The sequence below is a fragment of the Cellulomonas taurus genome, assembly GCF_012931845.1.
GTDB classification, from domain to species: domain Bacteria; phylum Actinomycetota; class Actinomycetes; order Actinomycetales; family Cellulomonadaceae; genus Cellulomonas; species Cellulomonas taurus.
This window is the reverse complement of sequence record NZ_CP051884.1, coordinates 2,109,168-2,123,795: the sequence shown is the minus strand read 5'-3', so window position 1 is coordinate 2,123,795 and position 14,628 is coordinate 2,109,168. Positions and strand designations below refer to the sequence as shown.

At 73.0% G+C, this 14,628-nt stretch carries 11 protein-coding genes; 8 read left to right on the top strand and 3 right to left on the bottom strand.

Going from position 1 to position 14,628, the window contains the following annotated elements:
• Positions 1-384: 384 nt before the first annotated feature.
• From HGK68_RS09860 to HGK68_RS09850, 3 genes are read right to left on the bottom strand one after another with little or no spacing between them, the layout of a single operon-like run.
• A complete protein-coding gene (locus HGK68_RS09860) occupies positions 385-2,646 on the bottom strand; it encodes a transglutaminase TgpA family protein (RefSeq protein WP_169165808.1) in 2,262 nt (753 codons plus the stop codon).
• Positions 2,643-3,818 (bottom strand): DUF58 domain-containing protein, encoded by a 1,176-nt coding sequence (locus HGK68_RS09855; RefSeq protein ID WP_169165807.1) that lies wholly within the window; start codon positions 3,816-3,818, stop codon positions 2,643-2,645. Before HGK68_RS09855 ends, HGK68_RS09860 begins: the two co-directional genes overlap by 4 nt.
• Positions 3,818-4,831, bottom strand: a complete 1,014-nt coding sequence (locus HGK68_RS09850; RefSeq protein ID WP_169165806.1) for an AAA family ATPase — start codon at positions 4,829-4,831, stop codon at positions 3,818-3,820. The genes HGK68_RS09855 and HGK68_RS09850 overlap by 1 nt, the downstream gene beginning before the upstream one ends.
• Before the next feature lie 345 nt (positions 4,832-5,176).
• On the opposite strand from HGK68_RS09850, the gene mraZ reads away from it, so the two are divergent.
• From mraZ to murD, 8 genes are all read left to right on the top strand, one after another.
• Positions 5,177-5,635 (top strand): division/cell wall cluster transcriptional repressor MraZ, encoded by a 459-nt coding sequence (gene mraZ, locus HGK68_RS09845; RefSeq protein WP_168631023.1) that lies wholly within the window; start codon positions 5,177-5,179, stop codon positions 5,633-5,635.
• A gap of 208 nt (positions 5,636-5,843) precedes the next feature.
• Complete coding sequence (rsmH, locus tag HGK68_RS09840) at positions 5,844-6,851, top strand: 16S rRNA (cytosine(1402)-N(4))-methyltransferase RsmH (protein WP_169165805.1); 1,008 nt, start codon at positions 5,844-5,846, stop codon at positions 6,849-6,851.
• On the top strand, positions 6,848-7,249 hold the full coding sequence (gene ftsL / locus HGK68_RS16125) for a cell division protein FtsL (RefSeq protein WP_246260263.1): 402 nt from the start codon (positions 6,848-6,850) through the stop codon (positions 7,247-7,249). Before rsmH ends, ftsL begins: the two co-directional genes overlap by 4 nt.
• On the top strand, positions 7,246-9,111 hold the full coding sequence (locus HGK68_RS09835) for a peptidoglycan D,D-transpeptidase FtsI family protein (RefSeq protein WP_246260262.1): 1,866 nt from the start codon (positions 7,246-7,248) through the stop codon (positions 9,109-9,111). The genes ftsL and HGK68_RS09835 overlap by 4 nt, the downstream gene beginning before the upstream one ends.
• 53 nt (positions 9,112-9,164) lie before the next feature.
• Positions 9,165-10,727: a UDP-N-acetylmuramoyl-L-alanyl-D-glutamate--2,6-diaminopimelate ligase gene (locus HGK68_RS09830; RefSeq protein WP_169165803.1), complete on the top strand. Its 1,563-nt coding sequence runs from the start codon at positions 9,165-9,167 to the stop codon at positions 10,725-10,727.
• Complete coding sequence (locus HGK68_RS09825; RefSeq protein ID WP_169165802.1) at positions 10,724-12,148, top strand: UDP-N-acetylmuramoyl-tripeptide--D-alanyl-D-alanine ligase; 1,425 nt, start codon at positions 10,724-10,726, stop codon at positions 12,146-12,148. The genes HGK68_RS09830 and HGK68_RS09825 overlap by 4 nt, the downstream gene beginning before the upstream one ends.
• Positions 12,145-13,221, top strand: coding sequence for a phospho-N-acetylmuramoyl-pentapeptide-transferase (mraY, locus tag HGK68_RS09820; protein ID WP_169165801.1), 1,077 nt, complete (start codon positions 12,145-12,147; stop codon positions 13,219-13,221). Before HGK68_RS09825 ends, mraY begins: the two co-directional genes overlap by 4 nt.
• The gene (gene murD, locus HGK68_RS09815) at positions 13,218-14,627 is read left to right on the top strand and encodes a UDP-N-acetylmuramoyl-L-alanine--D-glutamate ligase (RefSeq protein WP_246260261.1); all 1,410 of its coding nucleotides are present in this window, start codon (positions 13,218-13,220) and stop codon (positions 14,625-14,627) included. The genes mraY and murD overlap by 4 nt, the downstream gene beginning before the upstream one ends.
• Position 14,628: the final 1 nt, after the last annotated feature.

The window sequence follows — 14,628 nt, the reverse complement described above, 5'->3', positions numbered from 1 at the left end:
TGCTGTCCGGGCGCCGACGATCATGCGTCGGGCCGCCACCTGGACCGCCACCCTTCTGGACCGCCACGTCCTGGACCGCCACGTCCTGGGCCGCGTGGCGACGGCGACATACGAGGCGCCGACATGCCCGTCGGGCGCGAGGCCGCTCCCCGTGGACGCGTGCGATGAGCGAACGATGCGCCGACGTCGCCGACGGGCGGCGGTCGCCGCGTCTGCTGGGGTGCGTCCGATGGCCGAGCGACGCGCCGACGTGCCCGACAGGACCGGTGGGTGCCGCGTCCGCTGAGGTGCGTCCGATGGCCGAGCGACGCGCCGACGTGCCCGACAGGACCGGTGGGTGCCGCGTCCGCGGGGTTCGTCCAATGGCCGAACGACGCGCCGACGTCACCGACGGGACACGGTGGCCGGGTCCGCCGACCCGCGGTCCCGACGGCCCAGGGGTCGGCTCCGGTCGCCGCGCAGGTCGGTCAGCACCGTGTCCACCCACCCGCGCAGCACCTCCGGGGTCGGCGCCTCGGGCTCCGGTAGGTACCGCGCCGACTCGACCGCGTGCAGCAGGGCGGTGAGCGCCTCGGAGGCCGCGGTCCCCAGCGGTCGCCCGCGCGCCTGGTCGACCTGATCGCGGATGTGTTGCGCCGCCTGCCGGGGTGTCACCGCGTCGGACCAGGTGATCGACGACCGGCGCAGCCCGGTGCGCAGCATGGCCCACGCGCGTTCCGGGGTCAGCGGCAGGGCGGCCCGTCGCCGGGTGAGCAGCACGCCGGTGACCACCCCGATGACCAGCAGGCTCACCAGAGCCGCGATCGGCCCGGTCTCCACCCGGTCGGCGTCCTGGGCCGCCGTGGCAGCCTGCTGGGCCGCGGCACTGGCCGAAGCGCTGGCCGCGGCGGATGCGGAGGCGGCGGCGCTGGGGGCGACGGTGGATGCGGCCGACGGTGTGGGGGCGGAGGCGGTGGACGGGTTGCTCCAGCTCGGGGGTGCGCCGGTCTGCACGGCGGGGGTGGGCTCGAACCGGACCCACCCGACGCCGGGGAAGTACAGCTCGGGCCAGGCGTGGGCGTCGGAGCCGGTGATCTCGTAGTCGCCGTCGGTGGCCAGGCTGCCGGGCAGGAAGCCGACGCCGAGCCGGGCCGGGATGCCGAGCATCCGTGCCATCAGGGTCATCGAGGTGGCGTACTGGACGCAGTAGCCGCGCCGGCTCTGCAGGAAGTCCCACACCGCGTCGTCGGAGTCGCCCTGGTCGATGTCCGTGTCGTAGCGGAACCGGGTGGTGTCGCGGAAGTAGGTCTGCAGGGCCAGCGCCTGGTCGAAGGGGGTCGCGGCATCGGCGGTGATGTCGGCGGCCAGTGCGCGCAGGTCGTCCTCATGCTCGGTGCCCGGCACGTCGAGGTAGGGGTCGATGTCCTCGGGCAGCTCACCGGTGGCGGAACGCAGCAGGTCGGCGGTCAGGCCGGGGACCTGGACCACCATGGTGTAGCGCTCACTCACGTCGGTCCGGCCGCCGACCACCTCGTCCCGGTCGACGTCGTAGACCCAGGGGCTGCCGATGTCGACCGTGCGCGGGAAGACCGTGACCGGAAGGCGCTCCTCGCGCAGGGCGCCGACCACCAGGTCGAGTGCGACGAGGGTGCCGCGGCTGGGGTCGGGGGTGGTGCCGAGCAGGGAGCGGTCGGAGGCGAGCAGGGTGTCGCGGTCCCAGTCGGTGGTCTCGCCCTCGGCGTCGCGGGACCAGGACCGACCGTCGAAGTCGCGCAGGGTGAACGACCGCAGCGGTCCGGCCAGGGTGGCGGTGGCCCGCGGCGCGTCGTCGTCGGTCTGACCGACCGGGTCGACCCGGTACCGGAGCACCACCTGCTCGGACTGCGGTCCGAGGCTGTCGCGCAGGTCGAGGTCGTCGGCGAGCCGGACCGAGCCCATCGCCCCGGTGCCGGAGACCGGAGGACCGGACCAGGACCAGACCGGTAGCGCGGTCAGGTGGGGCACCCCGACGATGGCCACGATGACGACCAGTGCGGCGGCAAGCGTTCCGGTGGCGGCGACGCCCCGGACGGTCCGGCTGCGGGTGGTGCGCGGTCCCTGCTCCCGTCCGACCAGGATCAGGGCCAGGTAGAGCACCCCGGTGCCGAACAGGGCCCAGGTGCTGCCGGGGAAGCCGAGCGCGGCGGCGGGCACCCAGAGCGTGGCCAGTGCCAGACCGGCCAGGGCGGGCATCCCGACACCGACCGCGAGCAGGTCGGCGGCGAGGTAGAGCACCAGGACCGCGCCGATGATCAGGAGTTCGACCGGTCGCTGGACGTCCAGCGGCACCACCCCGTCCCGGACCGCCGCGATGCCGTCCCGGACCACCGCCGTGAAGCGTGCCGTGTCCGGCAGGAGGGGCAGTGCGCCGGGGCCGTAGGCGATCAGCATCCCGTACCCGGCGACGACCAGGCCGGTGATCGAGGGCAGCCAGACCGAGGTGGTCACCGCCCGGGTCAGCGACACCACGGCGGCGAGACCGAGCAGCGCCAGGCCGAGGTGGATCAGCCAGGGCCCGGTGGTGGTGACCAGGGCGGAGAACGCGCCCAGCCCAGTGAGCAGGGCGGCGATCAGGATTGCCGTCGACAGCAGCGCGCGCGGGGTGCCGGGTCGGATCCGGTCGTTCATGCCACGCTGCCCAGGCTGAGCCAGGTCGCCGTCAGGTCGGCCCCGACCTCGACCTGCACGGTGCGCCACCCGGCCCGCAGCAGGTCGCGGGCGGTGGCGGTGGCCTCCTCACCGGTGCCGCGCACGATCGCCCAGCACGGGCGGGCGGTGCTCAGGCCGGCCAGGGCCGCTCGCAGGGTGGGGTGCTGGGGGCCGAGCACGGCGACGACCAACCCGACACCCCCGTCGGTGCCCTCGACCGTGCGGATCTGGGCGAGCAGCGACCGGTCGGCGGCGTCCCGGTCCGGCTGTCCGACCAGGTCGACGGTGGCGTCCAGCAGGGCGGTCCGGTCGCCGGTGCCGGGATGCGGGCCGTCGGTGAGCAGGCGGGTGGGGTGCCCGGCAGCCTGCAGGGCGATCGCCGCCGACGCCGCCATCCGGATGCTCCACTCCAGGGCCTCGCCCTCCGGCGACGGGTCGAGCAGCACGGAGGCGGTTCGGACCCCGGCGTGCTCGTCGGTGCGCACCAGCAGCGACCCGCGGCGGGCCGACGACGGCCAGTGCACCCGGCGCAGATCGTCACCCACCTGGTACTCGCGCAGTGCCGCGTCGTCCGAACCGGGGGAGTGCGCACCGGTGACGGCGCGGTCGGGCTCGGCCAGCAGCAGGGTGCGCGGCACCGGCAGCTCCTCGACGTCCGGCCACACGCTGAGGTCCTGCTCGACGCCGAGCGCTCCCCGGATGCTGGCCACCCCGAACGGGTCGGTGCGGGTCACGGTGAGCGGCCCCATCGTCCACCGCCCGCGCCGTCCGGCGAGCACCTGGTACCGCAGCCGGATCCGGTCGTCGGTGCGGGAGACCCGGGCGCGCAACGGTCGTCCGCCGGACAGCTCGGTGGCTGCCTGCTCGCGGAGCCGGAGCTGCTCGGCACGGTGACCGGTGACCTCGACCTCGACCTCGGCGATCCGCCCGGCGTGCACCGGGTCCGGGCGGACGGTGCGGCGCACCTCGTGGCCCCGGCGACGGCCACGCGCCAACTCGACCACCAGCAGGGCGCATCCGGCCGCGGCGGCGAGCACCGGGATCGCCCCGAGCACCAGCAGGTCGGTCGATCCGATCGCGGTCGCGGCCGCCATCACCGCGAGGCCGAGCACGACCATGCCCACGCCGCGAGCGGTCGGACGCCAGCGCATCAGCGCAGGGCGGAACGCAGCGACACCCGGCCGGGACGGTCGTCCTCGCCGGGGACCGTCGGCACCGGGACCCGGGCGACCAGGTCGCGCACCACGTCCTGCGGTCCGCGACCGGCCAACCGGGCCTCGGCGGAGGGGATCAGCCGGTGGGCCAGCACCGGGACGGCGAGCTCCTGCACGTCGTCCGGCAGGACGAACGACCGCCCGTCCACGGCTGCCAGCCCCTTCGCCGCACGCAACAGCTGGATCGACGCGCGCGGGGAGGCGCCCAGGCGCAGCGCACCGTCGGCGCGGGTGGCGCCCACCAGGTCGACCACGTACTGCTTGGCCGCGGCGGAGGCGTGCAGCCCCCGGGTCGCCTCGATCAGCCGGGACACCTGGGTGGCATCGGTGACCGGTGCCAGGTCGGCCAGGGGGTCGGAGGTCTCCTGCACCTCCAACATCGCCAGCTCGTCGGCCGCCGAGGGGTACCCGAGCGAGAGCCGGGCCATGAACCGGTCCCGCTGCGCCTCGGGCAACGGGTAGGTGCCCTCCATCTCGACCGGGTTCTGGGTCGCGATCACCAGGAAGGGGCGGGGCAGCGGGTGGGTGCGCCCGTCGACGGTGACCTGGGCCTCCTGCATCGACTCCAGCAACGCCGACTGGGTCTTGGGCGAGGCGCGGTTGATCTCGTCGCCGATCACCACGTGCGAGAACAGCGGGCCGGGCCGGAACTCGAACTCCTGGGTGGCAGCGCGGTAGATCGTCACGCCGGTCAGGTCGCCGGGCAGCAGGTCCGGGGTGAACTGCACCCGGCCCACCGTGCAGTCGATGCTGCGGGCGATGGCCTTGGCGAGGGTGGTCTTGCCGACCCCGGGGACGTCCTCCAGCAGCAGGTGCCCGCCCGCGAGCAGCACGGCGACGGTCATCCGGACCAGGTCGGGGCGCCCGGTGACCACGCGCTCCACCGATGTGCGCATGGCGGCGGCCACCTCGAGCAGCTCGGCGGTGTCGTCCCGGTCCGGGTGTGGCATGGAGAACCCCTCAGTCGGATGTGGTGGGGATGAGCGTACGGGCGAGCGGCCCGGTGGTGGGGGGTGATCCTCCACATCCCTCCCCTCCGGGGTGCGCGGGTGCCCGGTCGGACCCGGCAAACCACCCCAGAAGCCGAGAAGTCGCCCCGGTGCGACGCGCTGGGCTCGAAATCGCTCCACATCGCTCCCCGCGCGCTGACCAGGGAAAACACGATCCGGACGCACGAAATTCACCCGTTGCACCGATGCAGGTGGAGCGAAGTGGAGTACCGTGGGGCCATCGGGTGCCGACGGGTGCCCGCGACGACGCATCGGGGAGGTGACGTCATGGGGTTGGAGCAGGCGATGGCCGGGCTCGGCACCGGCGTCCCCTTCCTCGGCACCCACACCCCGCGCCTGGACGAGAAAGGACGGTTGATCCTCCCCGCCAAGTTCCGTCCGCAACTCGCCCAGGGTCTGGTGATGACCCGGGGCCAGGACCGCTGCCTGTTCCTGCTGCCGCTCGACGAGTTCGCGCGGATGCACGACAAGCTCCGCCAGGCGCCGGTGACCAGCAAGCAAGCCCGTGACTACCTGCGCGTCTTCCTCTCCGGAGCCTCGGACGAGGTGCCGGACAAGCAGGGCCGGGTCTCGATCCCCCCGATGCTGCGGGCGTACGCCGGTCTCGACCGGGACGTCGCGGTGATCGGTGCCGGCACCCGGGTCGAGGTCTGGGACCTGCAGGCCTGGGAGACCTACCTGGCAGCCCAGGAGGCCGGATACGCCGAGACCGCCGAGGAGGTCTTCCCCGGCGGCGCGTTCTGACCCACCCCGTACCACCCGCTCGACCCAGCAGCACCAGCTCGACCAGCACCGCCCGCACCACCAGCAGTCCCGCATCCGCCCGATGAGGTCTCTCCCCGTTCTTCTGACGCCACTTCCCCGGTGGCAGAGGTCCGGTGGGGGATCTGGTCGGACGGCTGGAGGGGCCGTCCGACCAACACCGTCACCAGCACGCAGAAGGGACCAGCGCATGAGCACGAGCGACGCCGCCCGTCGGCACACGCCCGTACTGCTGCAACGCTGCCTCGATCTGCTCGGCCCCGCGCTGTCCCAGCCGGGCGCGGTGATGATCGACGCGACGCTCGGCATGGGCGGTCACACCGAGGGTGTGCTGGACGCCATCGACACCGTGCGGGTGATCGGCATCGACCGCGACCCGCAGGCGCTGGAGCTCGCCTCGGCCCGGCTGGCCCGCTTCGGCGACCGGTTCACCCCGGTGCACGCCGTCTACGACGAGATCCCGGACGTGCTGGACGAGCTGGGACTGCCCGGCGTGCACGGCGTCCTGATGGACCTGGGGGTGTCCTCCCTGCAGTTGGACGAGGCGGAGCGCGGTTTCGCCTACGCCCAGGACGCCCCGCTGGACATGCGGATGGACCCGACCCGGGGCCGGACCGCCGCCGACGTGCTGGCGACCTACGACGAGTCCGACCTGGTGCGGATCCTGCGCGAGTACGGCGAGGAGCGGTTCGCCGGCCGGATCGCCCGCCGGATCGTCCAGACCCGGCAGACCACCCCGATCCTGCGTTCCGGCGAGCTGGTCGACCTGATCCGGGCCAGCATCCCGGCGGCCGCGCGGCAGAAGGGCGGCAACCCGGCCAAGCGCACCTTCCAGGCGCTGCGGATCGAGGTCAACGACGAGCTGGCCGTCCTCGCCCGGGCGATCCCGGCCGCGGTGGAGGCTCTGCTGATCGGCGGCCGGATCGCGGTGGAGTCCTACCAGTCCTTGGAGGACCGCCTGGTGAAGCGGGCGTTCGCCGCCGGTGCCACCACCAGTGCGCCCCCCGGGCTGCCGGTGATCCCGGAGGACCACGCCCCGTACCTGCGCCTGCTCACCCGCGGCGCCGAGGAGGCGGACGAGGCCGAACTCGCCCGCAACCCGCGTTCCCAGTCGGTCCGGCTGCGGGCCGCGGAGCGACTGCGTCCCACCCCGTCCCACCTCACGCCCCACACCACGCACGGCAGGAGAACCGCATGAGCGCCGAGCAGGCAGTCCGCGCCCGGGCACTCCCGCGGCCGTCGGTCCAACCGGACTCGACGCCGCGCAGCGCGCCGCGGCTGCGCCTGGTCCGCCCGCCGGCGCAGGCCCGCAGTCACGTGCCCTTCGTGGTGGTGTGCATGGCGGTGCTGATCGCCGCGCTGCTGACCGCCCTGCTGCTCAACACCCGGCTCGCCGCCGGTGCCTACGAACAGCACCAGCTGGACGTGCAGCTCGCCGAGCTGGCCCGGACCGAGCAGGACCTGTCGGCGCAGCTGGACACCAACAGCTCGCCCGCCCAGCTCGCCGAGCGCGCGGCGGGTCTCGGCATGGTGCCCGCGGGCTCGACCGGCTGGCTGCGGCTGTCCGACGGAACGGTGCGCGGAGCGGGGCAGTGAGCGCCCGCCCGGTCGGCGGCCCCCGTGCCGGTGCGCAGCGCGCCGGGAACGCCCGGTCCGGTGGCGCCCGTCGTGGTGCCCCGCAGCGACCGCACGCGCCGATCTCCGACCGGGTCGGTCCGCGGCTGGCGAACTTCTCCCGTCGACGCACGGTCCTGGTGGTGTTCGTCGCCGCGCTGCTCAGCGTCTTCGCCGGACGACTGATCTACGTGCAGGGCATCGCCGGACCGGCCATCGCGGCCGAGGCCAAGCAGAGCCGGATGTCCACCTCGGTGCTGATCGCGAACCGGGGCCAGATCACCGACACCAACGGCGTGGTGCTGGCCACCTCGGTCGACCGTTACAACATCTACGTCAACCAGAAGCAGATCGCGACCTGGTCGATGGTGCAGGACGGCACCACCTACTCCGGAGCGGCCGGTGCCGCCGAGCTGCTGTCCCCGATCCTGGACATCCCGGCCGCCGAACTGGGTGCGACGCTGCAGGGCGACGCGGGGTTCAAGTACGTCGCCAAGAAGGTGCTGCCCGAGGTCTGGAAGGCGGTCCGCGAGTTCCGGATCAACGGCATCGGTGCCGAGCAGGTCGCCGAGCGGGTCTACCCGAACGGCAACACCGCCGGCAACGTCCTGGGCTGGGTCAACGGTGACGGCGTGGGTGCGCAGAGCATCGAGCAGCTGCTGAACGACGAGCTGTCCGGCACCAACGGGGAGACCGAGTACGAGCGCGGCCGTGGTGGTCAGCTGATCCCCGGCGGCTACGAGGAGACCACCCCCGCGCAGGACGGCAAGAACCTGCAGCTGACGATCAGCACCGACCTGCAGTACCGGGCGCAGCAGGCGATCCAGGCCCAGGTGCAGGCCACCGGTGCCGAGTCCGGCTCGATCGTCGCGATCAACGTCAAGACCGGGGAGATCCTGGTGCTGGCCGAGTCCGCCACGGTGGATCCGAACAACCCGGGCGCGGACCAGACCCTGCTCGGCGGGTCCAAGTCGGTCTCCAACGTCTTCGAGCCCGGCTCCACCGCGAAGGTCATCACGATGGCCGCCGCGATCGAGAGCGGCATCGCCGACCCCTACAGCCAGTTCACGGTGCCCTACACCTACACGACGGCGAACGGGCAGACCTTCAAGGACTCGCACGAGCACGCCGGGATGCAGCTGACCACCACCGGCATCCTCGCCCAGTCGTCCAACACCGGCACCGTGATGATCGGCCAGAACATCCCGCAGCAGACCCGGTACGACTACCTGCACAAGTTCGGCTTCGGTCAGAAGACCGGCATCGAACTGCCGAACGAGTCCGCCGGCAGCCTCAAGCCCGCGGACGACTGGGACGGCCGCACCAAGTACGCCGTCCTGTTCGGTCAGGGTCTGTCCGTGACCGCGCTGCAGGCCACCGAGGTCTTCGCCACCATCGCCAACGGCGGGGTCCGGATCCAGCCGCACCTGGTCAAGGGCTGGACGGACGACCAGGGCAACCTCACCACCCCGGTCGCCGCCGAGCAGACCCAGGTGGTGTCGCCGGAGACCGCGCAGACCGTGCTCACCATGATGGAGAGCGCCGTCGACGAGGGCACCGGTTCGACAGCGGCGATTCCCGGCTACCGCGTCGCCGGGAAGACGGGTACCGCGCAGAACTGGGACCAGAACGGCAACCAGGGCATCACGTCCTCCTTCATCGGGGTGGCGCCCGCCGACGACCCGCAGATCGCGGTCTCCGTGGTGCTGCACAACCCGAAGACCTCGGAGTGGGGCGGCACCGTCGCGGGCCCCGTGTTCAGCCAGATCGCCGGCTACGCGCTGACCGAACTGGGCATCGCGCCCTCCGGTGCTCCGGCCCAGCTGTTCCCGACCGAGTGGTGAGCGCCACCACCCTCGGGTCGGGCGCCGCGGCTTCTGGCGGTAGATTCGTGCCCATGACGTCCCCCCAGGGTCGGCTGCGCCCCGAGCAGCCTCACCGCCCCCGGGTCGCCGACCTCGCCGAGGCGTTCGCGCTGCCGGTGGAGGGTGCGCCGCTGCCGTCCGACCTGCTGGCCTCCGGGGTCACCGTGTCGAGTGCGGACACCGAGCCCGGCGACGTCTTCGTGGCGGTGCCCGGTGCCAAGGCGCACGGTGCGCGCTTCGCCGAGGACGCGGTCGCGGCCGGTGCCGTCGCCGTCGTCACCGATCGGGCGGGTGCCACGCTGGTGAGCGACCTCGGGGTGCCGGTGCTGGTCGCCGACGACCCGCGCGCGCTGGCCGGACACCTGGCCTCCGTCCTGCACCAGCACCCGGGTGAGGCGCTGACCACCGTCGGCATCACCGGCACCAACGGCAAGACCACCACCACCTACTTCGTCGACGCTGCCCTGCGCCGGGCGCTGGGGGAGACGGTGCTGATGGGCACCGTGGAGCTGCGGATCGGCGCGCACACCATCGAGAGCCCCCGGACCACGGTCGAGGCACCGGTGGTGCAGTCGATGCTGGCCCGCGGCCGGGAGCTGGGTCTGCCCGCGTCAGTGATGGAGGTGTCCTCGCACGCGCTGGCCCTGGGCCGGATGAACGGCCTGGTGCTGTCGGTCGCCGGGTTCACGAACCTGCAGCGCGACCACCTGGACTTCCACGGCGACATGGAGGGCTACTTCCGCGCCAAGGCCCAGCTGTTCACCCCGGAGCACGCCCGGCACGGCGTGATCGTGGTCGACGACGAGTGGGGCCGCCGCCTGGCCGCCGAGACCACGATCCCGGTGGACACCGTGGCCACCCACGTCGGCGCACCCGAGGGCGAGACCGCCGACTGGGCGGTCGTCGAGGCGGACATCGGCCTGGACGGGGTCGGCTCCTCCTTCGTGCTGCGCGGCCCGGACGGCGCCCGGCACACCGCCGCCAGCCCGCTGCCGGGCCTGGTGAACGTCTCGAACGCGGCGCTGGCCGTCGTCATCGCCCACCGGGCCGGGGTGGACCTGGACGTCGCCATCGACGCCGTGGCGCACGCCCACCAGATCCCGGGCCGGATGGAGCGCGTGATCGAGCGCGCCCCCGGTCGTCCGCTGGGTCTGGTCGACTACGCGCACACCCCGGACGCCCTGGTGCTCGCGCTGGAGGCCGTCCGCCCGATCACGCCGGGCCGCCTGATCATCGTCTTCGGCTCCGACGGCGACCGGGACCAGGGCAAGCGCCCGATCATGGGGCAGATCGCCGCCCGGCTGGCCGACGTCCTGGTCGTCACGGACGAGAACCCCCGGTCCGAGGACCCCGCCGCCATCCGCGCCGCCATCCTGTCCGGGGTGCGCGAGCAGCGACCGACCCTCGCGGACGTCCACGAGGCCACCAGCCGCCGACAGGCGATCCACGACGCACTCGATCTGGCCGAGGAGCAGGACACCATCATCATCACCGGAAAGGGCCACGAGCCGACCCAGGAGATCGCCGGGGTGTTCCACCGGTACAACGACCGCGACGTCCTGCTCGAGCACGACTTCGGAGGGACCCCCGCGTGATCGCCTGGACCGCACAGCAGGTGGCCGAGGCGACCGGAGGACGGTTGGCCCACCTGGACCCGGCGACCCTGGTCACGGGACCGGTGGTCACCGACTCCCGGCAGGTCGAGCCGGGGTCGCTGTTCGTCGCCCTGCCCGGTGAGCACGTCGACGGGCACGACTTCGCCGAGCGCGCGGTGACCGAGGGCGGTGCGCACCTGGTGCTGGCCTCCCGCGAGCTGCCCGGCGTCCCGTCGGTGATCGTGCCCGACGTCGAGGTCGCGCTCGGCGACCTGGCGCGCGGGGTGCTCGCCGCCCTGCGCGAGGCCACCCAGGTGCCCGGCGGGGAGCCGCTGACCGTCATCGGGATCACCGGGTCGGTGGGCAAGACCACCACCAAGGACCTGCTGGCCCAGATCTGCGCCGCCGCCGGACCGACCATCGCACCGGAGAAGTCCTTCAACAACGAGATCGGCCTGCCGCTGACCGTGCTGCGCGCCGACGAGTCCACCCGCTTCCTGGTGCTGGAGATGGGCGCCAGCGGGATGGGCCACCTGGAGTACCTGACCCGGATCGCGCCGCCGGACATCGCGGTGGTGCTGGTGGTCGGGCACGCGCACCTGGGCGGATTCGGTGGCATCGAGGCCGTCGCCACCGCCAAGTCGGAGATCGTGGCCGGGCTGCTGCCCACCGGGGTCGCGGTGCTCAACGCCGACGACTCCCGCGTGGCGGCGATGGCCGTCAAGGCACCGGGGGAGGTGCTCACCTTCGGCACCACCGACGCCGCCGACGTGCGCGCCTTCGACCTGCGGGTGGACCGCGCCGGTCGCGCCCAGTTCGCCGTCGAGCACCGGGGCGAGCGCGCCGAGGTGGCGCTACGGCTGGTCGGCGAGCACCACGCGCACAACGCGCTGGCAGCGATCGCCGCCGCCGTCACCGCCGGACTGCCGCTGGCCGACGTGGTCGCCGCGGTGAACCAGGCCGACGCGCTGTCCCCGCACCGGATGCACGTGGTCGACCGGCCGGACGGCATCACCGTGATCGACGACTCCTACAACGCGAACCCGGACTCGATGCGGGCGGCGCTCAAGGCCCTGGCGGTGCTCGCCGGGCGGGACCGCCGCTCGGTGGCGGTGCTGGGCGAGATGATGGAGCTGGGCGCCGACAGCCGGGTCGAGCACGAGGCGATCGGGCTGCAGGTGGTCCGGCTGAACATCGGACTGACCGTCGTGGTCGGTGACGGCGCGCGTGCCATCGCCGCCGGTGCCGTCCGGGAGGGGTCCTGGGGCGAGGAGGTGCTGTTCGTGGACGACGTCGACGAGGCGACCCGCGTGCTGGAGAGCGAGCTGCGACCCGGCGACGTGGTGCTGGTCAAGTCCTCGAACGACGCGGGCCTGTGGCGGCTCGGTGACCTGCTGACCGACGTGGAGGTCTCCGCGTGATCTCGGTCCTGGTCGCCGGTGGCGTCTCCATGCTGGTGGCGCTGTTCGCCACTCCGCTGTTCATCCGGTTCCTGGTCGCCAAGCAGTACGGCCAGTTCATCCGGCAGGACGGCCCGACCGCCCACCTCACCAAGCGTGGCACCCCGACCATGGGCGGCGTGGTCATCATCGCGGCCACCCTGCTCGGCTGGCTGGCAGCCGTGTTGTTCAGCGGCACGACGCCCAGCGCCTCGGCGATGCTGGTGCTGTTCCTGATGACCGGCCTGGGCGTGGTCGGCTTCCTGGACGACTTCATCAAGATCTCCCGGCAGCGGTCGCTCGGCCTCAAGGCCCGGTGGAAGATCATCGGCCAGGGGCTGGTCGGCATCACCTTCGCGGTGCTCGCGCTGCAGTTCCCGGACTCCCTGGGCAGGTCCCCGGCCTCCACGCAGATCAGCTTCATCCGGGACACCCACCTGGACCTGGCGTTCGCCGGGGTGGCGGTGGGCGCGATCCTGTTCGTGATCTGGGCGAACTTCCTGATCACCGCCTGGTCCAACGCGGTGAACCTCACCGACGGGCTGGACGGCCTGGCCACCGGTGCCTCGCTGATCGTCTTCGGCGCCTACGTGATCGTCTGCGTCTGGCAGTTCAACCAGCGGTGCGGCGCCGATCTGGCCGCCCGGTGCTACGCCACCCGTGACCCGTTGGACATGGCGGTGGTCGCGGCGGCGATCACCGGTGCCTGTCTCGGCTTCCTGTGGTGGAACGCCAGCCCGGCCAAGATCTTCATGGGCGATACCGGCTCCCTCGCCCTCGGCGGTGCGCTGGCCGGCATGTCGATCGTCACCCGCACCGAGATCCTGGCGGCGATCCTCGGCGGGCTGTTCGTCATCATCGTGGTCTCCGATGTCATCCAGATCGGCTTCTTCAAGCTGACCGGCAAGCGGGTGTTCAAGATGGCACCCCTGCACCACCACTTCGAGCTGTCCGGCTGGGGCGAGGTCACGATCGTGATCAGGTTCTGGCTGATCGCCGGCCTGTTCGTGTCCCTGGGCGTGGGCATCTTCTACGCCGAGTGGGTGGCGGGTTGACCGACCTGAACCGGGTGCTGGTCGCCGGCCTGGGCCTGTCCGGCCGGGCCGCCCGGGACGTCCTGCTCGACCGTGGCGCCACGGTGCTGACCGCCGACGACCGGGTGGGCGACCTCAGCCTGGACGCCGCCCGCGACCGACTGTCCGAGGTCGACCTGATCGTCGTCTCCCCGGGGATCCCGCCGCACCATCCGTTGCTGGCGGACGCCCGCGCCGCCGGACTGCCGGTGTGGAGCGAGGTCGAGCTGGCCTGGCAGCTGCGGGTGGACCGCGCGGGCGGCGGCGGACCGGCGCCCTGGCTCGCGGTCACCGGCACCAACGGCAAGACCACCACGGTGGAGATGCTCGCCAGCATCCTGACCGCCGGGGGGGAGCGCACGGCCGCGGTCGGCAATGTCGGCACCCCGGTGGTGCTCGCCGCCACCGACCCGACGCTGGACGTGCTGGCCGTCGAGCTGTCCAGCTTCCAGCTGCACCACACGTACTCGATGGCCGCCGAGGCGGCCGCGGTGCTCAACCTGGCAGCCGATCACCTCGACTGGCACGGGTCGATGGACGCCTACGCCGCGGACAAGGGACGGATCTTCACCGGGGTCGAGTGCGCCTGCGTGTACAACAGCGCGGACCGGGTGACCGAGGAGCTGGTGCGCGAGGCCGATGTCGCCGACGGGGCGGTCGCGGTCGGATTCACCCTGAGCACCCCCGGACTCGGCCAGGTCGGCCTGGTCGAGGACGTGCTGGTGGACCGGGGCTTCACTGCTGACCGGCGCACCCACGCCGCCGAGCTCGCCACCTTCGCGGACCTCGCCCACCTGGCGCCGGGCGGCGCGGCGCTGGCTCCGCACACGGTGCAGAACGCGTTGGCGGCCGCGGCCCTGGCACTGGCCCACGGTGTCCAGCCGGTCGCGGTGCGGGACGGCCTGCGTGCCTACCGTCCGGGCGCGCACCGGATCGCCACCGTGGCCGAGATCGACGGGGTGCGCTGGGTCGACGACTCCAAGGCGACCAACGCCCATGCCGCTGCTGCCTCGCTGGCGGCCTTCGCCCCCGAGTCGGTGGTCTGGATCGCCGGGGGACTGGCCAAGGGCGCCAGCTTCGACGAGCTCATCACGGCCCGACGCGACCGGCTGCGCGCCGTGGTGCTGATCGGGGTGGACTCGGCGCCGCTGGCGGATGCTCTGGCCCGACACGCCCCGCAGGTTCCCGTGGTGAGGATCGATCCCGGCGACACTGGCACCATGAACCGCGCCGTGCAGGAGGCCCGCCGTCTGGCGGTGGACGCCGCCGTGCCCGGACTGACGGTTCTGCTCGCGCCGGCGTGCGCCTCCATGGATCAGTTCTCCTCCTACGCCGAGCGGGGAGAGGCTTTCGCGGCCGAGGTGCACGCCCTCGATCCGGAGCGGTGAG

What these genes read in the sequence shown, in the direction of transcription:
- HGK68_RS09860 (WP_169165808.1), bottom strand. Translation starts at nt 2,646, where the DNA reads ATGAACGACCGGATCCGACCCGGCACCCCGCGCGCGCTGCTGTCGACG.
- HGK68_RS09855 (WP_169165807.1), bottom strand. Translation starts at nt 3,818, where the DNA reads ATGCGCTGGCGTCCGACCGCTCGCGGCGTGGGCATGGTCGTGCTCGGC.
- HGK68_RS09850 (WP_169165806.1), bottom strand. Translation starts at nt 4,831, where the DNA reads ATGCCACACCCGGACCGGGACGACACCGCCGAGCTGCTCGAGGTGGCC.
- mraZ (WP_168631023.1), top strand. Translation starts at nt 5,177, where the DNA reads ATGGCCGGGCTCGGCACCGGCGTCCCCTTCCTCGGCACCCACACCCCG.
- rsmH (WP_169165805.1), top strand. Translation starts at nt 5,844, where the DNA reads ATGAGCACGAGCGACGCCGCCCGTCGGCACACGCCCGTACTGCTGCAA.
- ftsL (WP_246260263.1), top strand. Translation starts at nt 6,848, where the DNA reads ATGAGCGCCGAGCAGGCAGTCCGCGCCCGGGCACTCCCGCGGCCGTCG.
- HGK68_RS09830 (WP_169165803.1), top strand. Translation starts at nt 9,165, where the DNA reads ATGACGTCCCCCCAGGGTCGGCTGCGCCCCGAGCAGCCTCACCGCCCC.